The sequence below is a fragment of the Aquipuribacter hungaricus genome (assembly GCF_037860755.1).
In the GTDB taxonomy this organism is placed as follows: domain Bacteria; phylum Actinomycetota; class Actinomycetes; order Actinomycetales; family JBBAYJ01; genus Aquipuribacter; species Aquipuribacter hungaricus.
Window position 1 is genome coordinate 1 of record NZ_JBBEOI010000012.1, and the last position, 25,379, is coordinate 25,379.

Genomic DNA, 25,379 nt, shown 5'->3' on the forward strand with positions numbered 1-25,379 from the left:
ACCGCGCGGGCCGGCGCGGCGGCCGGCAGCCCGAGGTCGGGCAGCACCACGCCGACCCGGGCGCGCGTGGCCGGCCCGGCCCGGTAGGGGTCGACGCCGACCACCCGCACCGTGCCGCCGTCGGGGCGGCGCATGCCGCTCACGCAGTCCAGCAGCGAGGTCTTGCCCGCACCGTTCGGCCCGCACAGCGCGACGACCTCGCCCGCGGCGACCCGCAGGTCGACGCCGTCGACGGCCACCACGGGGCGGGGCCGGGCGGGGTGCGTCCGGCGCAGCCCGACGACCTCGACCGGCGCCGTCCCCGCCGCGCCGGGCGCCCGCGACGGGGCTCCCGACGACCTGGTCGCGGGGGGCACCCGGGAGGCTGTCACAGGCCTGATCGTACGAGCCGGCCGGTTCGCCAACGGCGCGCATTTACGTCATACTCGGGGTGTGCAAATAGCCCACGACCCGGCCACGGCCGGGCGGACCCACGGGGAGGCGGCCCGGCAGCAGCCGGCCCGCGAGCAGGGCCCCCGTGACCGGGTGTTCGCCGCCGTCCTCGAGCACGGCCCGGTGTCCGCGGCCTCGCTCGCCACCCGCCTCGGGGTCACGCCCGCGGCCGTCCGCCGCCACCTCGAGGCCCTCGTCGAGGACGGCCTCCTCGAGCCGCGCACCGCCCCGGTCACCGGCCGCCGCGGCCGGCCCGCCCGCGTCTTCGTCGCCACCGAGCGCGGCCAGGGCGCCGGGAGGGGTGACTACGACGCGTTCGCGGTCTCCGCCATGGACTACCTGCACGAGACCCTGGGCGACCAGGCGGTCCGCGACTTCGCCGAGCGCCGCTTCGGCGAGCTCGCCTCGCGGTACGCCCCGGCCGTCGAGGCGGCCGGCCCCGACCCGCGCGAGCGGGCCAAGGAGCTGGCCCGCCAGCTGTCCGCCGACGGGTTCGCGGCCAGCGCCCGGACCGTCGCGGTGTCCCCGGTCGCCCCCCGCCCGGGGTCGGCCGCCCCGGTCGGCGGCGTCCAGCTGTGTCAGGGACACTGTCCTGTGCACGCGGTCGCCGCGCGGTACCCGCAGCTCTGCGACGCCGAGACCCGCGCCTTCTCCTCGCTGCTGGGCGTCCACGTCCAGCGCCTGGCCACCATCGCCCACGGCGAGCACGTGTGCACCACGTTCGTCCCCACCCCGAACGTCAGGAAGGACCCGTCATGACGACGACCCCCGTGACCCCCGAGACCGCCGCCCCCACGCAGGCCGAGCAGCTCGACGCCCTCGGCCGCTACCAGTTCGGCTGGTCCGACTCGGACACGGCCGGCGAGACCGCCCGCCGCGGCCTGAACGAAGAGGTCGTCCGCGACATCTCCTCCCGCAAGGGCGAGCCCGAGTGGATGCTCAAGCTCCGCCTCAAGGGCCTGTCCCTGTTCGGGCGCAAGCCCATGCCGACGTGGGGCTCCGACCTGTCGGGCATCGACTTCGACAACATCAAGTACTTCGTCAAGTCCACCGAGCAGCAGGCCGGCTCGTGGGAGGAGCTCCCCGAGGAGATCCGCGCGACGTACGACCGCCTGGGCATCCCCGAGGCCGAGAAGCAGCGTCTCGTCTCCGGCGTCGCCGCCCAGTACGAGTCCGAGGTGGTCTACCACAAGATCAACGAGGAGCTCGAGAAGCAGGGCGTCGTCTTCCTCGACACCGACACCGCGCTCAAGGAGCACCCGGAGCTCTTCCGCGAGTACTTCGGCTCGGTCATCCCCGTCGGGGACAACAAGTTCGCCGCGCTGAACTCCGCCGTCTGGTCGGGCGGCTCGTTCATCTACGTCCCGCCGGGCGTCCACGTCGAGATCCCGCTCCAGGCCTACTTCCGGATCAACACCGAGAACATGGGCCAGTTCGAGCGGACGCTGATCATCGCCGACGAGGGCTCGTACGTGCACTACGTCGAGGGCTGCACCGCCCCGATCTACCAGTCCGACTCGCTGCACTCCGCGGTCGTGGAGATCGTCGTGAAGAAGGGCGCCCGCGTCCGCTACACGACCATCCAGAACTGGTCGAACAACGTGTACAACCTCGTCACCAAGCGCGCGGTCGCCGAGGCCGGCGCCACCATGGAGTGGATCGACGGCAACATCGGCTCCAAGGTGACGATGAAGTACCCGGCGGTCTTCCTCATGGGCGAGCACGCCCGCGGCGAGACCCTGTCCATCGCCATGGCCGGCGAGGGCCAGCACCAGGACGCCGGCGCCAAGATGGTCCACGCCGCGCCCTACACGTCGAGCTCGATCGTCTCCAAGTCGATCGCGCGCGGCGGCGGCCGGACCTCCTACCGCGGTCTGGTCCAGGTGCTCGAGGGCGCCCACCACAGCGCGAGCAACGTGCTGTGCGACGCCCTGCTGGTGGACACCATCAGCCGCTCCGACACCTACCCCTACGTCGACGTCCGCGAGGACGACGTGCGGATGGGCCACGAGGCCACGGTCTCCAAGGTGTCCGAGGACCAGCTCTTCTACCTCATGTCGCGCGGCATGCCGGAGAGCGAGGCCATGGCGATGATCGTCCGCGGCTTCATCGAGCCGGTCGCCCGCGAGCTGCCCATGGAGTACGCCCTCGAGCTGAACAAGCTCATCGAGCTGCAGATGGAAGGGGCCGTCGGGTGACGACGAGCACCACTGACCAGACCGGCACCGACCGGACGGGGGAGCACGGCACCGGCGTCGAGGCCGACGCCGCCGTGGACCTGACCCCCGGCCCGGAGCACGGCGGCAACGGCCTGCGCCCGGCGGCGACCACGCCGGGCCAGGTGGACCCCACCGAGCCCACGTCGCCCGAGCCCGTCGAGGCGGCGCTCGCGGTCGTGCGCTCGTACACCGACTCCACGGTCCCCGACGTGAGCCGCGCCGACCGGGCCCGCTCCCGCGAGGTCGGCGACTTCGCCGTCCCGACCGGGCGCGAGGAGGAGTGGCGCTTCACCCCGCTGGACAAGGTGCGGGAGCTGTTCGAGCCCTCCGAGGGCCCCGGGTCCGTCGGCGTCACCGTCCGCACCGACGACCCCGCGGTCACCGTCGTCGACCACGAGCCGTCGGGCGCGGTCGCGCGCCCCGGCGACCGGGTCGCCGTCGTCGCGCAGGCCTCCGCCGGGGTCCGCCGCACGGTGCGCGTGGCCTCAGAGGCCGTCGTCGCGGAGCCCGTCCACGTCGACCTCGTCGGCACGGGCGGGCGCGGGTCCGTCGACCTCGTCGTCGACGTCGGCGCCTTCTCCAAGGTCACCGTCGTCGTCGACCACACCGGCGACGCGCAGTTCGCCGGCACCGTCGGCATCCGCGTCGGCGACTCCGCGAACGTCACGGTCGTGTCGCTGCAGTCGTGGGACCGCACCGCGACGCACGTCGGCCAGCACGACGCGGTCCTCGGCCGGGACTCCACGTTCCGCCACATCGCCGTCAGCCTCGGCGGCGACCTCGTCCGCCTCGACGTCAACGTCGAGTACACCGGCCCGGGTGCGAGCTCGGAATGCTTCGGCGTCTACTTCGCCGACGCGGGCCAGCACCTGGAGCACCGCCTGTTCGTCGACCACTCCGCCCCGGCCTGCCGGAGCAACGTGGTCTACAAGGGCGCGCTGCAGGGCCAGGACGCGCACACCGTGTGGATCGGCGACGTGCTGATCCGCAAGGAGGCCGAGGGCATCGACACCTACGAGCTCAACCGCAACCTCGTCCTCACCGAGGGGGCGCGCGCCGACTCCGTGCCCAACCTCGAGATCGAGACCGGACAGATCGAGGGCGCCGGCCACGCCAGCGCCACCGGCCGGTTCGACGACGAGCAGCTGTTCTACCTGCAGGCCCGCGGCGTCCGCCCCCTGGTGGCCCGCCGCCTGGTGGTCCGCGGCTTCTTCGCCGAGATCCTCCAGCAGATCGGCATCGACGACGTCGAGGAGCGCCTGCTCGGTGTCGTCGAGCAGCGGCTGTCCGACGCCGCCCTGGCCGACGAGCCGATGAGCACGAGCACCGCCACGACCCCCCTGAGCGCCACCGAGGAGACCACCGCATGACCACGCTCGAGATCCGCGACCTGCACGTCAGCGTCACCGCCGACGGCGAGGCCAAGGAGATCCTCAAGGGCGTCGACCTCACGGTCCGCTCCGGGGAGACCCACGCGATCATGGGCCCGAACGGCTCGGGCAAGTCGACGCTGGCCTACTCCGTCGCCGGTCACCCCAAGTACACGGTGACCAGCGGCAGCGTGACGCTGGACGGCGAGGACGTCCTGGCGATGAGCGTGGACGAGCGCGCCCGCGCCGGCCTGTTCCTGGCCATGCAGTACCCGGTCGAGGTCCCCGGCGTGAGCGTGAGCAACTTCCTCCGCACCGCCAAGACCGAGGTGTCCGGCGAGGCCCCCGTGCTGCGCCACTGGGTCAAGGACGTCAGGGAGGCCATGGGCAGCCTCAAGATGGACCCGGCCTTCGCGGGCCGCAACGTCAACGAGGGCTTCTCCGGCGGCGAGAAGAAGCGCCACGAGATCCTGCAGATGAAGCTCCTGCAGCCGAAGCTCGCGATCATGGACGAGACCGACTCCGGCCTGGACGTGGACGCGCTGCGCGTGGTGTCCGAGGGCGTCAACACCATCAAGGCCGACACCGGCCTGGGGCTGCTGCTCATCACGCACTACACCCGCATCCTCAAGTACATCCGCCCCGACTTCGTCCACGTCTTCGTGGACGGCCGCGTCGCCGAGCAGGGCGGGCCCGAGCTGGCCGACCGGCTCGAGAACGAGGGCTACGACCGCTTCGTCACCACGAACGCCTGAGGGAGACCCGATGAGCGAGCAGCCAGCAGTCCCCACCACCGAGCCCGCCGAGACCTCCGCGGTCGTGGTCCCCGGTGACGCGCCCGTCGCCGGCCCGCCCGTCGACGCGGCGGACGTCGAGGAGGCCATGCGCGACGTCGTCGACCCCGAGCTGGGGATCAACGTCGTCGACCTCGGACTGGTCTACGGCATCCACGTCGACCCGCAGCGCAACGTCGTCCTCGACATGACCCTGACGAGCGCGGCGTGCCCGCTCACGGACGTCATCGAGGACCAGACCCGCAACGCCCTCGCCCCGCTGGCCGCCTCGGCGACCATCAACTGGGTGTGGATGCCGCCGTGGGGCCCCGAGAAGATCACCGACGACGGCCGCGAGCAGCTGCGCGCCCTGTCGTTCAACGTCTGACCCGGACGGCACGGGTGCCCGACCCCGAGGACCGGCCCGCGCGGTGAGCGCGAGCCGGTTCCTCGAGGTCGAGCCGCGCCGCCTGCCCGGCTGGGTGGCGCGCTACACCGACGCCCGCGGGGGCGCGGTGGCGGTCCTGTCCACGCCCGCGGGCCTCGACCTGCGCGGCGAGGACGGCTCGCTCGCGCACGTCGCCCTGCTCGACCCGCCCGCCGGGCGGCCGGACGGTCCCGTCGACGACGTCGGGGCCGCGGCCGACGACCTGGCCGCCCTCGCGGCGGCGCCCCGCACCCTGCTGGTGTGCCTGGTCCGCCGGGGCGGCTGGACCGTCGGCGTGGTCCGCGACGGCAGCGTCCTGTCCGGCAGCTCGGGCCGGCGCTACGTCCAGGGCACGACCGCCGCCGGCGGCTGGTCCCAGCAGCGCTACGCCCGCCGCCGCAGCGGGCAGGCGGGCAAGCTCGCCGACGACGCGTCCTCGGCGGTCGCCCGCGTGCTCGACGTCGCGGCGGGGCTGCCGTCGGGTGCCGCGCCGGACGCCGTCGTCGTGGGCGGGGACCGGGCACTGGCCGACGTGGTCCTCGCGCCCACCGTCGCCGAGGGCTGGCCCCGGCTGGGGCCTCTCGAGGTGGGGGAGCCGCGCCGGGTGGACCTGGAGGCGGCGGCGTCGCGCGTGCTCGCGCTGCGCGTCACGGTGCACGACGCCCCGGGCTAGGCCCGGGGCGTCGTGTGCGCGGTGAGGGTGCGCTGCGAGGGTGCGGCGTCAGGCGCGCGAGCCGCTGGCCCAGAGCGCCCGGTTGTCCGAGCGGTAGACGACGAGGTTGCCGTCGTCCTGCAGGACGAGCCGGGCGCTCGGGTTGGCGGAGGTCCCGGAGCTCCACACCGGCCGGTTGCCGGAGGCGTAGACGACGAGGTTGCCGTCGGCCTGCATGACCATGCGCGCGGCGGGGTTGCCGTGGGTGCGGGTGCTCCACACCGGGCGCGAGCCCGGGGCGTAGACGACGAAGTTGCCGTCGGCCTGCATCACGGCGGCCATGCCGCCGCGCGGGGAGGTGAGGGCCGCGCCGGTGGGCAGCGCCTGGCCGGGGTACATGCCGGGGCCGTTGGCGAGGGTGCCGCGGGTGCCGGGCGGGGGGCAGGGGCTGTAGTTCGGACCGGTGTAGGCCGGGGCGAGCTCGCCGGTGTGCGTGACGCACGGGCCGCGGTCGACCTGGGTGACGGCGCTGCCGGTCCACCAGGAGGTCCGCTTGTAGGCGCCGTCCCAGGACAGCGAGATGTGGACGTGGTCGGTGTGGGGGCTGGCGCCGGTGTACGCCTTCCACTTCCCGTTCCAGGACTGCCAGGTCTGGCGGTTCCAGATGACGTACTGCACGCCGAGGCGGCGGGCGTTGCCGCCGGCCACGCCCTGCGCGTCCGGCCCGACGAGCCAGGCGAGGAACGAGTCGGCGAGGGCCTTCTCGGCGGGGACCCCCGCGTTGAGCATCCAGTCGTACGCGCGGCCCTCCTTGTGCTCGCTCGTGCCGCCCTGGCCGCAGGCGCGGACGGTGCCGCCCGCGTTGGCGCGGCCGTACGCGGCCTTCAGCAGGTCCCGCAGCGCGGCGGCGCCGGGGGTCTCCGTGCCGCTGCACGACACCTGGCCCTGGTAGCCCGACGGGGCGTCGGGGGCGGTGGCGAACGGGACCGGCGGCACGGGTGCGGCGCTGGCGGGCGCGGCCACGGCCACGAGGGAGCCGGCGGCGAGGACGGCGGCCACCGCGAGGCGGAGGACCGGTCCGAGGCGCCGGGCGAGGCCGCTCGGGCGGGTGCCCGTCGGGGCGGTGAGGGCGGGGCGGGACGTCGGTGTCGGCATCATCGTCTTCCTGGCGGGGGTCGTCTGGTCACGGTCAGGTCACGTGTCCATCGGCAGGGACTGGCCCGCGCCTGAGTCAAGACGACACGCCGCCCAGGGTGGGTCCTATCACGCCCATACCGGATCAGTCGACCAGGCCGCGGGCGGCGAGGGCGTCGCCCGTGGCCCGGGCGTGGGCCACCGCCCGGACGACGGTGGGCGTGACGAGGGCCCGGACGTCCCGCCCGCGGCCCCGTGCGCGCGCCGCGTCCCGGGCCTGCGCCGCGACGTCCCACAGCACGTCGACGCTGCGCAGCGCCAGGGTGAGGGTGAGCGCCACCCGGTCCGGGTGCAGGTGCCCGCGCAGCCCCGGCACCAGGCGCAGCGGGGCGACCGCGCGGGCCACGGTGTCCAGCAGCCGGTCGGTCGGCGTGGTCACGGTGACCAGCCCGGCCAGCAGCACGAGCCCGCCCAGGTCGAGGACCACCTCCGCGCCGCGCACCGGGCCCGAGGTGAGCAGCTGGTAGCCGGCGAGCACGACCAGCGGCAGGGCCAGGCGCCGGACGGTGCCCACGACGACGCCCGGCGGGGTGCGCGCCCAGGCGTGCCCGGCCAGGGCCGCCACCAGGCAGGCCCCGCCCACCAGCAGGGCCAGGGCGCCCGGCGGGCCGGACGACCGCACGCCGACGACGAGCACGGCTGCCACCGCGAGGACGAGCAGCGCCCAGCCGGCCGGGAGGCGGTGCAGCAGGGTGCGGCCGGGCCGGTGGGCGGGGACCAGCGACGGGCGCCTCACGCGTCGTCCAGCAGCGCGCGGTAGGCGGCCAGGGCGGGCCCGGGGGCGTCGTCGGCGACCACCCGCCCGCCGTCGACGACGAGCACCCGGTCGCACGACGCGGCCAGGTCCAGGTCATGGGTGGCTACCACCACGGGCACCTCGACCGCCTCGACGGTGCGGCGGAGCAGCCGGCTGTTGCGCAGGTCGAGCAGCGTCGTCGGCTCGTCCATCACCAGCAGCCGCGGCGAGGTGGCGAGCACGGCGGCCACGGCCAGGAGCTGCCGCTGCCCGCTCGACAGGTCGTGGACGCTGACGTCGGCCCGGTCGGTGAGCCCGACGTGCGCCAGGGCGGCGCGGACCCGGGCGTCCCGCTCGGGCACCGGCAGACGCAACCGCCGCAGCGACAGGGCGACGTCCTCCGCGGGGGTCGGCATGACCACCTGGGCGTCGGGGTCGGTGAACACGAAGCCGACGGCCGCCCGCGCGGCGGCGTGGTCGCGGGCGGGGTCGACGGGGCCGGGCAGGCCCGGCAGGTCGAGCAGCACCCGGCCGGTGGTGGGCCGGGCGAGGGCGTTGAGGCAGCGCAGCAGCGTCGACTTGCCCGAGCCGTTGGCCCCGACCAGCGCGACCCGCCGCTCGCCGAGGGCGACGCTGACCCCCCGCAGGACGTCGACGCCGTCGACCCGCAGGCCGACCCGGTCGAACGTCGCCCAGGGGCTCAGCGCGCGGTCGCCGGCTCGGCGGGGGCGGCCCGGCGCACGAGGATGTCCGGGAAGGCACGGTGGACGCTGGCCGCGACGAACGCGGCGAGCACGACCTTGACGCCGTCGCCCGGCAGGTAGGGGAGCACGCCGGCGACGACCGCCTCGACCGGCGACAGGCCGGCGAGCAGGACCAGTCCGAGCCAGCCGCCCAGGTAGGTGACGACGACCCCGCCGAGCGCGCCGGCGAGGATGAGCAGCGGCAGGCGGCCGCGGGTGCGGCGCACCGCGAGCAGCGCGACGACTCCGGTGACCACGGAGCCCGGCAGCCAGCCGAAGATGTAGCCCGCCGTGGGGCCGGCGAGGACGCCGAGGCCGGCGGCGCCCTGGGCGAACACGGGCAGCCCGGCCGCCCCGAGCGCCACGTACACCGCGACGGCCGCGAGCCCGCGCCACGGCCCGAGCACGAGCGCCGCCAGCATCACCCCGAGCGTCTGCAGGCTGATCGGGACCCCGGCGGCCCCGACGGGGACGGCGGGGACCAGGGCGAGCACCACGACGAGCGCGGCGAACACCGCCACCAGGGCCACGTCGCGACCGGCGCCGGCACCCGTGCCGAGACCGTCGGAGGCGTCGTCGTGGGAGGCCGGGGCGGGGGAGGGGGTCACGACGGGAAAGGTACTGCCCGGCTGGCACTAGGATCGAACAGCCGTGCTGACCTCTCCTGCCCCCCGCTCCCGCGCATGATCTCCGTCTCCGACGTCGAGCTGCGCGCAGGCGCCCGCCTCCTCGTGTCCGGCGCCACCTTCCGCGTGGGCGACGGCGACCGCGTCGGTCTCGTCGGCCGCAACGGCGCCGGCAAGACCACGCTCACCAAGGTCATCGCCGGGGAGGCCGCCCCCGCGTCGGGCTCCGTCACCCGGACCGGGACCATCGGCTACCTGCCGCAGGACCCCCGCACCGGGGACCTCGAGCAGCTCGCCCGTGCCCGCATCCTCGCCGCCCGCGGCATGGACACCGTCGCGGCGCGGCTGCGCAAGGCCGAGCGCGAGATGGCCGAGGGCGACGAGGCCGTCCGCGAGAAGGCCATGTCCCGCTGGGCCCGCGCCGACGCCGAGTTCGACGCCCTGGGCGGCTGGGCGGCGGAGTCCGAGGCCGAGCGGATCGCCGGCAACCTCGGCCTGGACGAGCGCGTCCTCGGCCAGCCCATCGGCACGCTGTCCGGCGGGCAGCGGCGGCGGGTCGAGCTGGCCCGGATCCTGTTCTCCGGCGCGGACACCCTGCTGCTCGACGAGCCCACCAACCACCTCGACGCGGACTCGATCGTGTGGCTGCGCGAGCGGCTGTCGACCTGGCCCGGGGGCTTCGTGGTCATCAGCCACGACACGGCGCTGCTCGAGGCCACCGTCACCCAGGTCGTCCACCTCGACGCCACCCGGTCGGTGCTCGACGTGTACTCCATGGGCTGGAAGGCGTACCTCACCCAGCGCGAGCAGGACGAGCGCCGCCGCAAGCGCGAGCGGCAGAACGCCGAGAAGAAGGCGTCGCACCTGCACGCCCAGGCGCTGAAGATGAAGGCGACCGCCACCAAGGCCGTCGCGGCCCAGAACATGGCCAAGCGGGCCGAGCGTCTGCTCGACGGCCTGGAGGAGACCCGCCGCGCCGACAAGGTCGCCGCGCTGCGCTTCCCCGACCCCGTGCCCTGCGGCCGCGTCCCGCTCACCGCGGAGGGGCTCAGCCGCTCCTACGGCTCGCTCGAGGTCTTCACCGACGTCTCGCTGGCCATCGACCGGGGCAGCCGGGTCGTCGTCCTCGGGCTCAACGGCGCGGGCAAGACCACGCTGCTGCGGCTGCTGTCGGGCACCGAGACCCCGGACTCCGGCGAGGTCGTCCCCGGCCACGGCCTGCGGCTGGGCTACTACGCCCAGGAGCACGAGACGCTCGACCCGGAGCGCACCGTGCTGGAGAACATGCGCTCCGCGGCGCCGGACCTCGACGACACCCGGGTCCGCACGGTGCTCGGGTCGTTCCTGTTCTCCGGCGACGACGTCTCCAAGCCGGCGAAGGTGCTGTCCGGCGGGGAGAAGACACGGCTCGCGCTGGCCACCCTGGTCGTCAGCGGCGCGAACGTCCTGCTGCTCGACGAGCCCACGAACAACCTCGACCCGGCCAGCCGCGACGAGGTGCTCCAGGCGCTGCGCGGGTACGCCGGCGCGGTGGTCCTCGTCACGCACGACGAGGGCGCGGTCGACGCCCTCGAGCCCGAGCGGGTGCTCCTGCTGCCCGACGGCGACGAGGACATGTGGGGCGCGGACTACCGCGAGCTGGTCGCCCTCGCCTGAGGCGCCTCCGGTGGCGCGCGCGCCGGCACCGGACCACGATGGCGGCATCCGGACTGTGGAGGGCTCGTGGCGGAGATCAAGAAGGGCGCACGGCTGACCGGGGCGGAGCGGGACGAGCTCGCCGCCCGGCTGGTCAGCGAGTACGAGGGCGGGGCCAGCATCAGGGCGCTCGCGGAGAGCACCGGCCGGTCCTACGGCTTCGTGCACCGGGTGCTCAGCGAGTCCGCCGTGACGCTGCGCGGGCGCGGCGGGGCCACCCGGGGCCGCGCGGCCACCACCGGCTCCTGAGCACCGACGGCCCGGACGACCGGGCCACGCAGGTCCTCGTCGAGCACCACCCCGGCGGGGTCGTCCACGTCGCGCTGTCCGGGCCCCGCACGCTGGGCGCGCAGACCCCTGCGACGTGGGCCGCGCTGAAGCAGGCCGCCGCGGACCTGCCGGCGGGCACGCGCGCGGTCGTGCTGCGGGGGACCGGGCGGGCGTTCTCCTCGGGGCTGGACCGCTCCGCGGCGCCGCTGCTCGCCGGTCTCGGCCGCCGGCCCGCCGACGAGGTGGCCGAGCAGGTGCGCACCTTCCAGGCCGCGTTCACGTGCTGGCGACGCCCCGGCGTGCTGAGCGTCGCCGCGGTGCACGGTGCGGCCGTCGGGGCGGGGTTCCAGCTGGCGCTGGCCTGCGACGTCCGCCTCGCCGCCGACGACGCCGCCTTCCGGATGGCCGAGACCGGGATGGGCCTCGTGCCGGACCTGGCCGGCACCGGGCCGCTGGTGCGCGCGGTGGGGGAGCAGGCCGCGCTGGAGATCTGCCTCACCGGCCGGACCGTGGGCGCCCAGGAGGCGCTGCGCCTGGGCCTGGTGCGGGCCGTCGTGCCCGCGGCCGAGCTCGGACAGGCCACCGAGGACCTGCTCGGCGCGGTGCTGGCCGCGCCCGAGGCGTCGGTGCGGGAGACGCTGGACCTGCTGCGGGGCGCGGGCGCCCGGCCGGCGGCGGAGCAGGAGCGGCTCGAGCGCGAGGCGCAGGCCCGTCTGCTGCCGCTGCTGGGCGGTCCGCCCGGCCCCCCGGAAGCCACGGGCCCCCCGGCGCGTTGACGTCGGTGATGAATCCTCCAGGCGGCATGCGGGCCGCGCGCAGCTATGCCCGGGACCCCTCCGTCGCCAAGCGGGCGGTCGACCGCGGCACGTGGCACCGCATCCTGTCCTACGCCGCCCGGTACCGGGTCGCCGTGGTCGTCTTCCTCGTCCTCACCGGCATGTCCGCCGGCCTCGTCGTCGTCACCCCGCTGCTCCTGCAGCGCCTGGTGGACGACGGCGTCGCCAACGCCGACCGACGGCTCGTGCTCGCCCTCGCGGTGGTGTCCGTCGTCGTCGCCCTCGCGGAGGCCGTCGTCACGCTCGTCCTGCGCTGGCTGAGCAGCCGGATCGGGGAGGGGCTCATCTACGACCTGCGCACGCAGGTGTTCGCCCACGTGCAGTCCCAGCCCATCGCGTTCTTCACCCGCACCCAGACCGGGTCGCTGGTCAGCCGGCTCAACAACGACGTCATCGGGGCGCAGCGGGCCTTCACCACCGTGCTGTCCGGCGTCGTCAGCAACGTCGTGAGCGTCGTGGCCGTGGTCGTCGTCATGCTCACCCTGTCCTGGCAGATCACCCTGGCCTCGCTGCTGCTCGTGCCGGTGTTCCTGGTCCCCGCGCAGTTCGTCGGTCGCCGGCTCCAGGCGCTCACCCGCGAGTCGTTCGCCCTCAACGCCGACCTCGGCAACCGGATGACCGAGCGGTTCAACGTCGGCGGGGCCCTGCTGGTCCGCCTGCTCGGCGTGCCGGCCACGGAGAGCCGCGAGTACGCCGAGCGCGCCCAGCGGGTGCGCGACGTCGGCATCCGGATCGCGATGGCCAACCGGTTCTTCGTCGTCGCGCTGGCCCTGGTCGCCGCGCTGGCCACGGCGCTCACCTACGGCGCGGGCGGCCTGCTGGCGATCTCCGGCCAGCTGAGCGTCGGGACCCTGCTCGCCCTGGCCGCGCTGCTCGGCCGGCTCTACGGCCCGCTGACCGCGCTGAGCAACGTCCGGATCGACGTCATGACCGCCGTGGTGTCCTTCGAGCGCGTCTTCGAGGTGCTCGACCTGCCGCCGCTCGTGCGCGAGGCCGAGCACCCGGTGCGGCTGCCCGCGGGCCCGCTGGAGCTGCGGCTGGACCACGTGAGCTTCCGCTACCCCAGCGCCAGCGAGGTGTCGCTGCCCTCGCTCGAGGCGCCCGGCGCCCTCGACAGCCAGGGCGACCGGCCTGCGCTGGAGGACATCGACCTCGTCGTCCCAGCCGGCAGCACGGTGGCCCTGGTCGGGCCCTCCGGGGCGGGCAAGACCACCCTCACCGGGCTGGTCTCGCGGCTGCACGACGCCACCGAGGGCCGCGTGCTGCTCGGCGGCACCGACGTCCGGCAGGTCGCCACCACCTCGCTGCGCCAGGCGGTGGGCGTGGTCAGCCAGGACGCCCACCTGTTCCACGACACGCTGCGCGCCAACCTGCGCTACGCCGACCCCGAGGCCTCCGACGAGCGGCTCTTCCAGGCGCTCGCCGACGCCCAGGTGCTCGACCTCGTCCGGGCGCTGCCCGACGGCCTCGACACGCTCGTGGGCGACCGCGGTCACCGCCTGTCCGGCGGCGAGAAGCAGCGCATCGCCATCGCCCGGCTGCTGCTGCGCGACCCCGGCGTCGTCGTCCTCGACGAGGCCACCGCGCACCTGGACTCCCGGTCCGAGGCGGCGGTGCAGGAGGCGCTGCGGCGCACGCTCGCGGGCAGGACGGCGCTGGTCGTCGCCCACCGCCTGAGCACCGTCCGCGACGCCGACCTGGTCGTCGTCCTCGAGGACGGCCGGGTCGCCGAGCAGGGCACCCACACCGAGCTGCTCGCCCGGGACGGGCTCTACGCCCGGCTGTACCGGACCCAGCAGCTCGGCGGCGGCGGCGTCGCCGAGGTCACCGCGGCCGACCTGCTGGACGACGGCCCCTCCGGCGCGACTCGCCTCGACGCGGGCGGCACCGGTACCGGGCTCGCCGTGGCGGACCAGGCGCTCACGGGGAGCGCGTGAGCCCGCCGTCGACGGTGACCGCGGTCCCCGTCACGTAGGACGCGGCGGGGGAGACCAGGAAGGTCGCCACGCGGGCGAACTCCTCGGGCATCCCGATCCGGCGCAGCGGGACCGACGCCTCGAACGCGGCGCGGGCCTGCTCGGCGTCGCCGCTGGCCTCCTCGATCTCGCGGATCCGGGCGGTGTCGAAGCGGCCGGGCAGCACGACGTTGACCCGGACGCCCAGCGGGCCGAGCTCGTCGGCGAGCTCCTTGGCGACCATGGCCAGGCCGGGGCGCAGGCCGTTGCTGATCCCCAGGCCGGTCAGCGGCGCGCGCACCGACGTCGACAGCACGAGGACGACGGCGCCGCCCTCGAAGCCGGCGCTGCGGGCGACCGCCGTGGTGAGCCGCACCGAGCCGAGGAACACCGACTCGAACGACGCGCGCCACTGCTCGTCGGTGGCCTCGTAGCTGCGTACCGCGGGCGGCCCGCCGACGCTGACGACCGCGCCGTCGAGGCGGCCGAAGCGGGCGTTGGCGCTGGCGACGAGCCGGCCGGACGTCGAGGGGTCGGCGAGGTCGCCGGGGATCGCCATGACGGAGGTGCCGTCGCCGAGCGACGTGACGGCCGCCTCGAGCCTGGCCTCGTCGCGCGCGCAGAGGACGACCTTGGCCCCCTCGTCGAGGAGCTGGCGGGCGGTGGCGAGACCGAGACCGCTCGAGCCGCCGGTGACCAGGTACACGCGCCCTTCGAGCCCACAGTCCATGCCGTCACTATGACCTACGCAGCGTCACGCGACCCAGCACCCGGGGTCATCGGCCGGGCTCGTACACCCATTCGTCGCGCGGGGCCCGGCCCTGCTCCCGCTCCAGGCGCCCCTCGATGCCGTGGCGCCGGGCCAGCACGCCCCAGATGACGAGCCCGGTGAGCGCGAACAGGTACCACTGCACGCCGTACGCCAGGTGCGGCCCGGGGTCGGTGTCCGGGCGCGCGATGGTGGCCATGCCCGCCGGCGGCGACCCGTCCTCGGTCGCCACGACGCCGTAGGCGGTCTCCAGCGCCGGGCCGCCGTCCGCCAGCAGGGCCGGCAGGTCGAGCCGGTAGGTCTGCCCGGCGGGCGCGGAGCGGGTGGCCGGGCTCTCGCCGCTGCGCAGCCGGGCCACCACCTCGACCTCGCCGGCCGGGGGCGGCGGCAGGGACGCCGGCCCGTCGGCCTCGGAGCCGGACGGCACGAAGCCGCGCACGAGCAGGACGCGCAGGTCCTCCCCGCCCGGCAGCCGGGTGTCGAAGGGGACGGCGACCTGGTAGCCGTTGGTGTCGCTCTGCGGCCGGTTGCGGACCAGGACCGTGCCCTCGGGGTCGTAGCGCCCGGCGAGGCGCACCGGCGTCCACTGCTGCTCCGGCGTCGGTCCCGCCGCGGGCAGGGCGGCCAGGGCGTCGGCCAGCCCGACGGGCGCGGCGTCGTAGTTCTCCAGCACCGCGGCGTTGTGCCCGGCCCGCTGCACCCGCCGGTCCAGCTGCCACTGGGCGAGCAGCACGCACACCACCGCGAACACGACCGCCACGGCGAGGCCGCCGAGCCAGCGCGGGTCGCGCAGCGCCCGGGTCACAGCCGGGGCGGGCCGGGGTCGACCGGGGCCTCCGCGACCGGCACCACGTCGCGCAGGAACCCGCGGGCGGTGAGGAAGTCCGCCAGGGTCACCCGGTGCTCGTCGCAGGCCAGCCAGGTCTTGCGCCGGTCGGGGGTGTGCAGCCGCGGGTTGTTCCACACCAGCGCCCAGACCGCGTCGGCGGGGCAACCCTTGGAGCTGCAGCGGGCCTCGTCCTCGGCCTCGCCGGGCAGGAGCGCCACGTCAGGCGGCGTCGTCGCGGGTGGTCCGCAGGACGGGAAGGTTCGACGGCGGCAGGACGACGGTCGCCGGGGCGGACGGGGACCGCTCGCGCCCGGCGTTGGCCAGCAGCACGGCCACGTAGGGCAGGACGACGGCGCCGGGGACGAACAGCCAGGCGCTCCAGTGCGGGAAGACGACGACCAGACCGATGACGCACAGGGTGCGCACGCCCATGCTGACCGCGTACGCCTTCATCCGCCGGGCGACGTCCTCGCTGTGCGGGGCGCGCGCGGAGGTGATGCTCTGCACCACCTCGACCTGGACGAGCCGGGGCTGGCGCTGCGGGTCGTGCGGCTGCTCCGTCACCGTCCGATGGTACGTCCGGGCGCCCGGGCGGGCCTCAGGAGGCCTCGCTCACCGACGACAGGTGGAAGCCGTCGACCAGCAGCGCCGGCGCCTGGGCCCTGGGCAGGTAGTCCCCGAGCTCGCGGGGCAGGCAGACCTGCGGCGCGCCGGCCCCGCGGACCCGCCCGAGCATGGCGGCGGGGGAGTCGTTGAACCGGAAGTTGGACGTCGCGCCCACGACCTCGCCGCCGCGGACGACGTACACCCCGTCGCGGGTGAGACCGGTGACGAGCATGGTCTGCTCGTCGACGGTGCGGACGTACCAGAGGCAGGTGACGAGCAGCCCGTCCCCCATGCCGGCGACCAGGTCGGCGGTGCTGCCCGCACCGCCCTCGAGGTCGACGAGGAGGTTGCCCGCCCACGGCGCGACCGGCACGCCGGCCAGGGCGGCGGTGTGCCGGCTGGAGACCAGGCCGCCGAGCACGCCGGCGTCGAGGTACCGCGTGCCGGGGACCGCCAGGCCGGTGTCGAACACCGAGGAGAAGGCGTCGGTGCTCGTCGCGGCGACGACGTCGCTCGTGCCGAGCACGGGGTGGGCGGGGTCGTCCCGCACGGTCAGCCGGACGTCGGTGAGCCGCTCGCCGAGACGGGTCCCGCCGCCGGGCCGGGCGAACACGCCCCGGCCGTCGGCCGCGGTGCGGGCGTCGGCGCCGAACAGCCACGAGCCGAGCACGTCCGCCGTCGCCGACGGGGTGAGGACGACCCGGTGGCGGCCGGGGGCGACGTCCACCCTGCTCGCCTGCCACTCCAGGCCCTGGACGACCTCGGCGGCCAGCGCGGGCACGTCGACGTCGGCGGGCTCGCGGCTGCCCGTGCCCGCCCACGCCGAGCGGGTGCGGTCGTGGCTCTTGCCGTTGAGCTCGACGGTCCCGTACGGCTCGACCGCCCGGTGCCGGGTGCCGGCGCTCGTCGCGGTCCACGTGGTCGTGGTGGTGTGCTCGGCGAAGCCGAACATCTCCCGGCCCTCGGCCTGGGACCGCGCGAACAGCTCCCCGAGGTCGCGGGCGGTGCCGGCGAGCCGCTCGGGCGACGCCTCGTCCGGCTCCTCCCCGAAGCCCGCGGACACGGGACCGGGCACGAGCGGCGCGGCGTCCTCCGCCGCCTCGGCGCGGGCGGCGGCCGCCGCGGCGTCGGCCACGAGCCGGCGGACGCCCGCCACGTCCTGCACCTGCCGGGTGAGGCCGCCGTAGGCCCGGCCCTGCTCGAGGTCCCGGACCACGACGACGCCCACCGACGTCGTCGACGTGGTGCCCGTGGTGGTGAGCTGGTTGGCGGCCCACCGGAGGTTGGTGGCGTCGTCGCGGCGCACCACGACGACGACGTCGTCGGCCGCGGCACCCGCCTCCAGCGCGGCGTCCACCAGGTCCTCGACCCGGACGTCGGCCCGGGGACCGGACGGCTGGGGGTGCGTGGCGCTCATGCGCCCTCCTGCTCGGTGTTGAGGACGGAGACGCCCTGGACGACGACGGCGGGGCAGCCGTGGCTGACGGGGGCGGCCTGGCCGGGCTGGCCCTTGCCGCAGTTGAGCGCTCCCTCGAGCGACCACGTCGACGGGCCGCCCACCGCGGCCAGGCGCGACCAGAAGTCCGGCGTGGACGCCTGGTAGGCCACGTCGCGGAGCATGCCCTCGACGCGCCCGGACCGGATCCGGTGGAACGTCTGGGCGGTGAACTGGAAGTTGAAGCGCTGCATGTCGATGGACCAGGACCGGTCCCCGGTGACGAGGATGCCGTCCTCGACCCCGGCGACGAGCCCGTCGAGGTCCGGGCCGTCCGGGTCGGCGGCCAGGCTGACGTTGGGCATCCGCTGCAGCGGCGCGGAGACCGGGGTGTCGGCGTAGGCGCAGCCGTTGGAGGTCTCGCCGCGCTCGGCCGCCATCGCCCGGTCCAGCTGGTAGCCGACGTGGACGCCGTCGCGGACGATGTCCCAGGTCTGCGCCGGGACGCCCTCGTCGTCCCAGCCGACCGTCGACAGCCCGTGCTCGACGACCCGGTCGCCGGTGACGGTCATGAGGTCGCTGCCGTAGCGGCGGCTGCCGAGCTGGTCCGGCGTCGCGAACGACGTGCCGGCGTACGCGGCCTCGTAGCCCAGGGCGCGGTCCAGCTCGGTGGCGTGGGCCACCGACTCGTGGATGGTCAGCCACAGCTGGCTGGGGGCGATGACGAGGTCGTAGCGGCCGGGCTCGACCGACGGGGCGGCGAGCTTCTCCCGCGCGAGCGCGGCGAGGCCCGGCACCTCCAGCGGCAGCGGCGCGCCGGGACCGACCATGTGCTCCCAGCCTCGCCCCACCGGCGGGGCGAGCGAGCGGACGGTGTCGACCCGGCCGTCGTCGGCGACGACGACCGCGGTGACCCCCGGGTGCATCCGGACCCGCTGCTGCACGGTGCGGCCGCCGTCGAGGTCGGCGTAGAACTTCTGCTCCTTGACGCACCAGGACTCGGCCTCGGCGTGCGCGGCGCCGGAGGCGAGGACCTGCTCGCCCCAGCCGAGCAGCAGGCCCGCCTGCTCGTCGGCGGGCACGTCGAACGGGTCCTGCTCGTAGGAGGACACCCAGGTCCCCTGCTGCACCGGCACGGGCGCGAGCTCCACCGGGCGGAGCACGAGCGGGCGGGCGACCCGGGCGCTGCGGACCGCGAGGGCGGCGGTGCGGGCCGCGGCGCCGGGGTCCAGGCTGCCGGTGGCCGCGAAGCCCCAGGCCCCGTCGAGGACGACCCGGACCGACAGACCGGCCTCGGTGACGTCGCTCGTGCCCTCGACCGCCCGGTCGCGCACCCGGACGACCGTCTCGCGGACCTGCTGGACGCGCACGGCCGCGTACGCCGCGCCGGCGTCGCGGGCCACCTGCAGGGCCGCGTCCGCGAGGGCGTCCAGGGGCAGGGCGAGGAAGTCGGCGTCGACGTCTCGGGGGGTGCTCACACGCGGCACCGTACGAGGTCCGGGCCCCGCGGGCACACCCGCGTCAGGGGCGCAGGACGAGCTTGCCGACCGTGCGGCGGGCGCGGAGGTCCTCGTGGGCCAGCCGGGCGTCCGCCAGCGCGTACTCCCCGCCGAGCACGGGCCGCAGCAGCCCGGCGCGCGTCATCGACAGCAGCTCGTCCATGGCCGCGCGGAGCCCGCCGTGCGCCAGCGCCGCCTGCAGCCAGAAGCCCGCGACGGTCCGCGAGGTGGCCATGAGGTCCACCGGGGGGATGCTCCGGCCGGCCCGGCGCGAGGCCATGCCGAACACCACGAGCCGCCCCAGCGGGGCCAGCGCCAGGTACGAGCCGTTGAAGACGTCGCCGCCGGTCATCTCCAGCACGACGTCGACGCACTCGCCGTCGTTGGCGGACATGAGCAGGTCGCGGACCGCGCCGGCGCCGGCCTCGGCGGCGGCGGCCGCGTCGACGACGACGTCCGCGCCCAGGTCGGCGGCCAGGGAGCGCTTGTCCGGCGTCGAGGCCGAGGCGATGACCCGGCCGGCGTGCCAGCGGGCGGCCAGCTGCACCGCGACCGTGCCGACGCCGCCGGCCGCGCTGTGCACGACGACGCTCTCGCCGGGCGCCATCCGGGTCGAGGTCCGCAGCAGGTGCCAGGCGGTGACGCCCTGGAGGACCAGCGCGCAGGCGTCCGCGCCGGGCAGGTCCTCGCCGATCTCGACGGTGCTGTCGACCGGGCACACGGCCAGCTCGGCGTAGCCGCCGGTCGGCACCAGCGCCACGACCCGGCGCCCGAGCAGCCCGGCGTCGGTCCCCGCGCCGCACGCGACGACCCGGCCGACGACCTCCGCGCCCGGCACGAGCGGCAGCTGCTGCGGGGCGAGGTAGGTGTTCTCCGTCGTGTGGGTGTCGGCGTAGTTGACGCCGACGACCTCGACGCGGACGAGCACCTCGCCCGGGCCGGCGACGGGGTCCGGCACCTCGGCCTCGACGAGGACCTCGGGCCCGCCGAACCGCTGCACCACCACCGCACGCACCCGGGGACCATAACCGGCCGGGGGCGGCGCGACCGTCGGCGGTGCTCCGCCCGGGGACCCCGGCGACGCAGGGTCACGCCACGGCGATCGTGCGTGCCCGCGCCTGCCCCCGCGACCGGCCCGCACCGACCGGTCCGTGCCGGCCGGGCGTCGTCCGCAGCCGCCCCTCCCGGTGATCGGCTAGCGTCACGGCCATGCCAGCGACGTCGCGCCACGCCCTCGTCACGGGGGGGAACCGGGGGATCGGGCTGGGCGTCGCCGCCCGCCTGCTCGCCGACGGCTACGACGTCACCGTCACCTCCCGCTCGGGCACCCTGGGCGACGACGCCCCCGCCGGCCTGCGGGTCGTGGCGTGCGACGTCACCGACCCCGCCTCCGTCGACGCCGCGTTCACCGAGGCCGAGGCCGCCGCCGGACCGGTCCACGTGCTCGTCGCCAACGCCGGCATCACCTCCGACGGCCTGCTCATGCGGATGGGCGAGGAGGAGTTCGGCTCGGTCGTCGACACCAACCTCGCCGGTGCCTGGCGCGTCCTCAAGCGCGCGAGCACCGGCATGATCCGGGCCCGCTACGGCCGGGTCGTGCTCGTGGGGTCCGTGGTGGGGCTGTACGGCGGCCCCGGCCAGGCCAACTACGCGGCCTCCAAGGCCGGTCTCGTGGGGCTCGCCCGCTCGGTCACCCGCGAGCTCGGCGGGCGCGGCATCACCGTCAACGTCGTGGCGCCCGGCTTCATCGGCACCGACATGACGGCCTCGCTGGACGAGGCCCGCCAGGCGACGTACCTGCAGGCGATCCCCGCCGGCCGCTTCGGCGCGGTCGACGACGTGGCGGCCGCGGTCTCGTTCCTGGTCTCGGAGCAGGCCGGCTACGTCAGCGGCGCCGTGGTGCCGGTCGACGGCGGCCTCGGCATGGGTCACTGACGCCCGCCCCGGGCGCGACGGAGAAGGAGCACGTCATGGGTCTGCTCGACGGCAAGCAGCTGCTGGTCACCGGCGTCCTCAAGGACAACTCGATCGCGTTCCACGTCGCGCGCCTGGCGCAGGACGAGGGCGCCACGGTCGTGCTGTCCTCGTTCGGCCGGATGATGAAGATCACGCAGGCCATCGCCCGGCGCCTGCCGAAGCCGGCGCCGGTCGTCGAGCTCGACGTCACCGACACCGAGCACCTGGACACCCTCGCGGCGCGGGTGGGCGAGCACGTGGACCACCTGGACGGGGTGCTGCACTCCATCGGCTTCGCGCCGCAGACCGCGCTCGGCGGCAACTTCCTCCAGACCTCGTGGGAGGACGTGGCGACCGCGGTCCACGTGTCCGCCTACTCCCTCAAGGCGCTCGCCGTCGCCTCGCGCCCGCTGCTGCGCCCGGGCTCCAGCGTCGTCGGCCTCACCTTCGACGCGACGGTCGCCTGGCCGGTGTACGACTGGATGGGCGTGGCCAAGGCCGCCTTCGAGTCCACCGCCCGGTACCTGGCGCGCGACCTCGGCCCCGAGGGCGTCCGGGTCAACCTCGTCGCCGCCGGCCCGCTCCGCACCACCGCGGCGACGTCGATCCCGGGCCTGGACGCCGTGGAGGCGACCTGGGCCGAGCGCGCCCCGCTCGGCTGGGACGTCACCGACCCCGAGCCGACCGCCCGGGCCTGCTGCGCGCTGCTGTCGGACTGGTTCCCCGCGACGACCGCGGAGATCGTCCACGTGGACGGCGGCGTCCACGCGATGGGCGTCTGACGGTGGCCGAGGTCCGCCGGGGCTCGCGCCGGCTGCTCGTCGTCCGACACGCCAAGGCGGGCTACCCCGACGGGGTGGCGGACGTCGACCGGCCGCTGACCGAGCGCGGGGAGCACGACGCCGAGGCGCTGGGCTCGTGGCTCGTGCGCGAGCGGTTCGTCCCCGACGTCGTCCTCGTCTCGCCGGCCGAGCGCACCGCGCGGACCTGGGCGCTCGCGTCGCAGGCGCTGGGGGACGCGCGGCCCGAGGTCCACGTCGACCGCCGGCTCTACAACGGCGACGCCGACACCGTGCTGGAGCTCGTGCGCGAGACCGGCGGGGACGCGCACACCGTCGCCGTCGTGGGGCACGAGCCGGGCCTGTCCACGCTGGCACGCACCCTCGCCGACCCCGCGACGTCGGACCCGGAGGAGATCGCCGGTCTGGGCGACCGGTTCCCGACCGCCGGCGTCGTCGTCCTGCGGACCCGGCTGCCGTGGTCGGACACCCCGCTCGGCGGGCTCGTCCTGTCGCGCGTGGTCGTGCCCCGGCCCTGAGGGCCGGTCCGCGCGCGCGTCAGCCTGAGGGCCCCGCGTCGCCGGGGTCGGACAGGTGCCCGGCCACCAGGGCACGCAGCTCCTCGACGTGGCCGACGAGCACGTGGCCGCCGCCCTCGGGCTCGACGAGCCGGCCGCGCGGCAGCCGGGCCGCGAACGCCGCGGCGTCGGCGTGCGGGGCCAGGACGGCGGCGGCAGCGTTGAGGACCAGGGTCGGGGCGACGACCCGGTCGACGGGCACGTCGCCGGCCAGCAGCTCACGCGCCTGCACGGCGTCCAGCACCAGCCCGCGGGCCCTGGGCGCCAGCGGCAGCAGCGTGTCGTTGACCGCGGCCAGCTCCGCGCGGGCGGCCGGGTCGAGGTCGCGGGGCCGTGCCCCTGCCGCCAGCCCCACCAGCGCGGGGGAGGCGGTCATCGCCCACACCAGCGGCTCGGCCCGGGCGAGCAGGCGCACCAGAGCCACCGGCGGCAGCGGTGCGCGGCCCGCGGTCGGGAGCAGCGGGGACTCCAGGAGCAGGGAGCGCACGCGCTCCGGGTGCTCGCCGGCGAACCGGAGCGCGGTCGCCGAGCCGGCGCTGAGGGCGACGACGTCCACCCGGTCCAGGCCCAGCGCGTCGAGCAGCCCGGCCAGCACGGCGGACTGGCCGCGGGTGGACGGGTCGGCCGGGACCCCGGAGCCGGGGTAGCCGGCCCGCGACACGGCGAGCACGTCGTGCCCGGGGCCGAGCCGGCGGCGCGCCCAGTCGACCCCCTGGTCCCAGCCGCCGCCGCTGCCGTGCAGGACGAGGACCGGGGGCCCCTGCCCGTACCGCGCCCACCGCACCGTCGTGCCGGCGATGTCCAGGTCGTGCAGCGGCACGTCCGGGTGCGCCAGCCGCCGTGCTGCCGCGGCCGCGTCCCGCCGGTAGGCGCGGCCGCTGACGACCGCGGTGGCACGCGCCGGCCACGACGGGCGGGGGGACGCCGGCGGGCTCACCCCGCCCATGCTGCCCCTCCGCCACCGTCACGGGGAGGGGGCCCGTCCCGGGGGCTCCGGTGCTGTCCGGGTCCTAGGTCGCCGTGGCGGCGTCGGCGATCTCGTCGGCGTCCAGCCCGAGCAGGAAGAGCACGGAGTCCAGGTACGGCCCGGTGAGCGAGGCGTCGGCCTGCTCGGCCACGACGGGCTTGGCCTGGAACGCCACCCCCAGGCCGGCGGCGCCCAGCATGTCCAGGTCGTTCGCGCCGTCGCCGACGGCCACGGTGCGGCTCATCGGCAGGCCCTCGCTGCGGGCGAAGTCGCGCAGGGCCGTGGCCTTGGCCGCGCGGTCGACGACACCGCCGAGCACCCGCCCGGTGAGCCGGCCGTCGGAGACCTCGAGCCGGTTCGCCCGCGCGAGCCGGATGCCGAGCGACACCGCGAGCGGCCCGACGACCTCCATGAACCCGCCGGACACCAGCGCCACCGTGAAGCCCAGCTCGCGCAGGGTCCGGACCAGGGTGCGGGCGCCGGGGGTGAGGCGGAGCTCCGCGCGGACCTCGTCGAACACCGACACCGGCAGCCCGACCAGGGTGGCGACGCGCTCGTGGAGCGAGGCCGCGAAGTCGAGCTCGCCGCGCATCGCCCGCTCGGTGACCGCCGCCACCTCCGCCTGCGTGCCCGCGTGCGCCGCGAGGAGCTCGATGACCTCGTCCTGGATGAGCGTGGAGTCGACGTCCATGACGACGAGCCGACGGCCGTGGCGGACGATGCCGGCGGGGGAGACGGCGACGTCGGCACCGTGGCCGACCGCGGCCCGGGTGAGGTCCCGGCGCAGGTCGGCGAGGTCCGGCACGCCCGAGACGTCCAGCTCGAGCGCGGTCACCGGTCGGCGGGCCAGCCGCCGGATGCGGTCGACGTTGGCGCCCCGGCCGGCGAGCTCGGCGGTCACGGCCTGCACCGCGGCGGGCAGAAGCGGGCGCCCGAGCATGGTGACGTGGAGCCGGCCCTCGGCCCGCCCGGGGCCCTCGTCCTGGCCGGGCTCGGTGGTGCACGCCAGGTCCAGCGAGCCGGCCACCTCGTGCAGCCGGTGGCCGAGACGGTCGACGTCGGCTGCGGACAGCCCGCCGGTGCCGAGCAGCACGCCGAGGGTGAGGTGGCCGCGGACGACGACCTGCTCGACGTCGAGCACGTCGGCGCCGCCGGCGGCCTCGAACACCGCCGCCGTCACGCCCGGGCGGTCGAGCCCGGTGACGGTGAGGAGCAGGGTGGTGGGCTCCCCGTCGGTCACGCCCGCGACACTAGCCGCGGGCGCCGGCCTGCTCGTTGACGCGGTCGCGCCAGGCCACCCAGCGCGCGACCTGGTCCAGGTCGTGGTCCGGGCCGCCGACGCCCAGGGTGAACAGGCGGGTGCCCATCGCCAGCAGCCGGTCGGCCTTCTCGTCGGGCTCGCCCTCGACCCCGGCCGAGCGCTCGATGGCCGAGGCCTCGCGCTCCTCGGAGGCGCACCACTCGTCCAGGACGCGGTGCTTGCGGCTGATGACGTCCGGGTCGCCGAAGCCGTGCCAGATGTCGGCGTGGCGGGCGGTGAGCCGCAGCGTCTTCTTCTCGCCGCCGCCGCCGACCAGGACGGGGATCCGACGGGTCGGGGCGGGGGTGAGCTGCGACCAGCGCGCCTCGATCCGCACCAGGTCGTCGGCCAGGGACGCGAGCCGGCTCCCGGCGGTGCCGAAGTCGTAGCCGTACTCGTCGTAGTCCCGCTGGAACCAGCCGGCGCCGATGCCGAGCACCAGCCGGCCGCCGCTGATGTGGTCGACGGTGCGGGCCATGTCCGCGAGCAGCTCGGGGTTGCGGTAGGACGTGCACGTGACGAGCGCGCCGATCTCCACGCGGCTCGTCTGCTCCGCCCAGGCGCCGAGCATCGTCCAGCACTCGAAGTGCTTGCCGTCGGGCTCCCCGTACAGCGGGAAGAAGTGGTCCCAGTTGAAGACCACGTCGACGCCGACCGCCTCGGCGCGGTCGACGGCCCGGCGGATGTCGTCGTAGGAGGCGTGCTGCGGCTGCAGCTGGACGCCGATCCGCAC

The 25,379-nt window shown here is 76.0% G+C and carries 28 protein-coding genes; 13 read left to right on the plus strand and 15 right to left on the minus strand.

The features are described 5' to 3' along the window. Positions 1–371: ATP-binding cassette domain-containing protein (locus WCS02_RS03540; protein WP_340289841.1), on the minus strand; the 371-nt coding region annotated here is incomplete at its 3' end. 61 nt (positions 372–432) lie between these two features. Between WCS02_RS03540 and WCS02_RS03545 the strand changes: the two genes are divergently transcribed. Genes WCS02_RS03545 through WCS02_RS03570 form a run of 6 tightly spaced genes read left to right on the plus strand, consistent with a single transcriptional unit; the run spans position 433 to position 5,894 of the window. Next, the gene (locus WCS02_RS03545) at positions 433–1,191 is read left to right on the plus strand and encodes a helix-turn-helix transcriptional regulator (RefSeq protein WP_340289843.1); all 759 of its coding nucleotides are present in this window, start codon (positions 433–435) and stop codon (positions 1,189–1,191) included. Beyond that, positions 1,188–2,630, plus strand: coding sequence for a Fe-S cluster assembly protein SufB (gene sufB, locus WCS02_RS03550; RefSeq protein ID WP_340289846.1), 1,443 nt, complete (start codon positions 1,188–1,190; stop codon positions 2,628–2,630). The genes WCS02_RS03545 and sufB overlap by 4 nt, the downstream gene beginning before the upstream one ends. Further along, on the plus strand, positions 2,627–4,021 hold the full coding sequence (sufD, locus tag WCS02_RS03555; RefSeq protein WP_340289849.1) for a Fe-S cluster assembly protein SufD: 1,395 nt from the start codon (positions 2,627–2,629) through the stop codon (positions 4,019–4,021). Before sufB ends, sufD begins: the two co-directional genes overlap by 4 nt. Next, a complete protein-coding gene (gene sufC / locus WCS02_RS03560) occupies positions 4,018–4,776 on the plus strand; it encodes a Fe-S cluster assembly ATPase SufC (protein WP_340289851.1) in 759 nt (252 codons plus the stop codon). The genes sufD and sufC overlap by 4 nt, the downstream gene beginning before the upstream one ends. Positions 4,777–4,786: 10 nt before the next feature. Further along, complete coding sequence (locus WCS02_RS03565) at positions 4,787–5,182, plus strand: metal-sulfur cluster assembly factor (RefSeq protein ID WP_340289853.1); 396 nt, start codon at positions 4,787–4,789, stop codon at positions 5,180–5,182. A 43-nt stretch (positions 5,183–5,225) separates the two neighbouring features. Continuing rightward, positions 5,226–5,894, plus strand: coding sequence for an acVLRF1 family peptidyl-tRNA hydrolase (locus WCS02_RS03570; RefSeq protein ID WP_340289855.1), 669 nt, complete (start codon positions 5,226–5,228; stop codon positions 5,892–5,894). Positions 5,895–5,942: 48 nt separating this feature from the next. On the opposite strand, the gene WCS02_RS03575 is transcribed toward WCS02_RS03570, so the two are convergent. The 4 genes from WCS02_RS03575 to WCS02_RS03590 all read right to left on the minus strand — a co-directional run bounded on the left by WCS02_RS03575 (position 5,943) and on the right by WCS02_RS03590 (position 9,154). Next, on the minus strand, positions 5,943–7,028 hold the full coding sequence (locus WCS02_RS03575; RefSeq protein ID WP_340289857.1) for a VldE C-terminal domain-containing protein: 1,086 nt from the start codon (positions 7,026–7,028) through the stop codon (positions 5,943–5,945). A 124-nt stretch (positions 7,029–7,152) separates the two neighbouring features. Next, positions 7,153–7,803 carry a CbiQ family ECF transporter T component gene (locus WCS02_RS03580; protein WP_340289860.1) on the minus strand — a complete coding sequence of 217 codons (651 nt, stop codon included), beginning with the start codon at positions 7,801–7,803 and terminating at the stop codon, positions 7,153–7,155. After that, positions 7,800–8,507, minus strand: coding sequence for an energy-coupling factor ABC transporter ATP-binding protein (locus WCS02_RS03585; protein WP_340289918.1), 708 nt, complete (start codon positions 8,505–8,507; stop codon positions 7,800–7,802). The genes WCS02_RS03580 and WCS02_RS03585 overlap by 4 nt, the downstream gene beginning before the upstream one ends. Then, positions 8,504–9,154, minus strand: coding sequence for a biotin transporter BioY (locus WCS02_RS03590; RefSeq protein WP_340289863.1), 651 nt, complete (start codon positions 9,152–9,154; stop codon positions 8,504–8,506). The genes WCS02_RS03585 and WCS02_RS03590 overlap by 4 nt, the downstream gene beginning before the upstream one ends. Positions 9,155–9,229: 75 nt before the next feature. Here WCS02_RS03590 and abc-f point away from each other — a divergent pair, with 75 nt between their 5' ends. The 4 genes from abc-f to WCS02_RS03610 all read left to right on the plus strand — a co-directional run bounded on the left by abc-f (position 9,230) and on the right by WCS02_RS03610 (position 13,910). Next, complete coding sequence (abc-f, locus tag WCS02_RS03595; protein WP_340289865.1) at positions 9,230–10,828, plus strand: ribosomal protection-like ABC-F family protein; 1,599 nt, start codon at positions 9,230–9,232, stop codon at positions 10,826–10,828. Positions 10,829–10,894: 66 nt separating this feature from the next. Continuing rightward, entirely contained in the window at positions 10,895–11,116 is a 222-nt protein-coding gene (locus tag WCS02_RS03600; protein WP_340289920.1) for a helix-turn-helix domain-containing protein, read from the plus strand. Beyond that, complete coding sequence (locus WCS02_RS03605; RefSeq protein ID WP_340289922.1) at positions 11,113–11,913, plus strand: enoyl-CoA hydratase/isomerase family protein; 801 nt, start codon at positions 11,113–11,115, stop codon at positions 11,911–11,913. Before WCS02_RS03600 ends, WCS02_RS03605 begins: the two co-directional genes overlap by 4 nt. Positions 11,914–11,921: 8 nt before the next feature. Beyond that, positions 11,922–13,910 (plus strand): ABC transporter ATP-binding protein, encoded by a 1,989-nt coding sequence (locus WCS02_RS03610; protein ID WP_340289867.1) that lies wholly within the window; start codon positions 11,922–11,924, stop codon positions 13,908–13,910. Here the strand turns inward: WCS02_RS03610 and WCS02_RS03615 are convergent. The 7 genes from WCS02_RS03615 to WCS02_RS03645 are packed head-to-tail and all read right to left on the minus strand — an operon-like array spanning position 13,894 to position 20,081. Next, a complete protein-coding gene (locus WCS02_RS03615; protein WP_340289869.1) occupies positions 13,894–14,658 on the minus strand; it encodes an SDR family oxidoreductase in 765 nt (254 codons plus the stop codon). The genes WCS02_RS03610 and WCS02_RS03615 overlap by 17 nt on opposite strands. Positions 14,659–14,704: 46 nt before the next feature. Continuing rightward, a complete protein-coding gene (locus WCS02_RS03620; RefSeq protein ID WP_340289871.1) occupies positions 14,705–15,502 on the minus strand; it encodes an SURF1 family cytochrome oxidase biogenesis protein in 798 nt (265 codons plus the stop codon). Next, positions 15,499–15,744 carry a hypothetical protein gene (locus tag WCS02_RS03625; protein WP_340289873.1) on the minus strand — a complete coding sequence of 82 codons (246 nt, stop codon included), beginning with the start codon at positions 15,742–15,744 and terminating at the stop codon, positions 15,499–15,501. The genes WCS02_RS03620 and WCS02_RS03625 overlap by 4 nt, the downstream gene beginning before the upstream one ends. A 1-nt stretch (position 15,745) precedes the next feature. Next, positions 15,746–16,090 carry a DUF3099 domain-containing protein gene (locus WCS02_RS03630; protein ID WP_340289875.1) on the minus strand — a complete coding sequence of 115 codons (345 nt, stop codon included), beginning with the start codon at positions 16,088–16,090 and terminating at the stop codon, positions 15,746–15,748. A 34-nt stretch (positions 16,091–16,124) separates the two neighbouring features. Continuing rightward, positions 16,125–17,549, minus strand: a complete 1,425-nt coding sequence (locus WCS02_RS03635) for a metallopeptidase TldD-related protein (RefSeq protein ID WP_340289877.1) — start codon at positions 17,547–17,549, stop codon at positions 16,125–16,127. Further along, entirely contained in the window at positions 17,546–19,045 is a 1,500-nt protein-coding gene (locus WCS02_RS03640; protein WP_340289879.1) for a TldD/PmbA family protein, read from the minus strand. The genes WCS02_RS03635 and WCS02_RS03640 overlap by 4 nt, the downstream gene beginning before the upstream one ends. 43 nt (positions 19,046–19,088) lie before the next feature. Further along, positions 19,089–20,081 (minus strand): quinone oxidoreductase family protein, encoded by a 993-nt coding sequence (locus WCS02_RS03645; protein WP_340289881.1) that lies wholly within the window; start codon positions 20,079–20,081, stop codon positions 19,089–19,091. Between the two features lie 194 nt (positions 20,082–20,275). Here WCS02_RS03645 and fabG point away from each other — a divergent pair, with 194 nt between their 5' ends. Genes fabG through WCS02_RS03660 form a run of 3 tightly spaced genes read left to right on the plus strand, consistent with a single transcriptional unit; the run spans position 20,276 to position 22,340 of the window. After that, positions 20,276–21,001: a 3-oxoacyl-ACP reductase FabG gene (gene fabG, locus WCS02_RS03650; RefSeq protein ID WP_340289883.1), complete on the plus strand. Its 726-nt coding sequence runs from the start codon at positions 20,276–20,278 to the stop codon at positions 20,999–21,001. A gap of 35 nt (positions 21,002–21,036) precedes the next feature. Beyond that, a complete protein-coding gene (gene fabI / locus WCS02_RS03655; RefSeq protein WP_340289885.1) occupies positions 21,037–21,804 on the plus strand; it encodes an enoyl-ACP reductase FabI in 768 nt (255 codons plus the stop codon). 2 nt (positions 21,805–21,806) lie between these two features. Beyond that, complete coding sequence (locus WCS02_RS03660) at positions 21,807–22,340, plus strand: SixA phosphatase family protein (protein ID WP_340289888.1); 534 nt, start codon at positions 21,807–21,809, stop codon at positions 22,338–22,340. 19 nt (positions 22,341–22,359) lie between these two features. On the opposite strand, the gene WCS02_RS03665 is transcribed toward WCS02_RS03660, so the two are convergent. From WCS02_RS03665 to WCS02_RS03675, 3 genes are all read right to left on the minus strand, one after another. Beyond that, positions 22,360–23,316 (minus strand): alpha/beta fold hydrolase, encoded by a 957-nt coding sequence (locus WCS02_RS03665; RefSeq protein ID WP_340289890.1) that lies wholly within the window; start codon positions 23,314–23,316, stop codon positions 22,360–22,362. A gap of 73 nt (positions 23,317–23,389) precedes the next feature. Further along, positions 23,390–24,586: a phosphoserine phosphatase SerB gene (serB, locus tag WCS02_RS03670; protein ID WP_340289892.1), complete on the minus strand. Its 1,197-nt coding sequence runs from the start codon at positions 24,584–24,586 to the stop codon at positions 23,390–23,392. Between the two features lie 10 nt (positions 24,587–24,596). Then, positions 24,597–25,379 carry an LLM class F420-dependent oxidoreductase gene (locus WCS02_RS03675; protein ID WP_340289924.1) on the minus strand — a complete coding sequence of 261 codons (783 nt, stop codon included), beginning with the start codon at positions 25,377–25,379 and terminating at the stop codon, positions 24,597–24,599.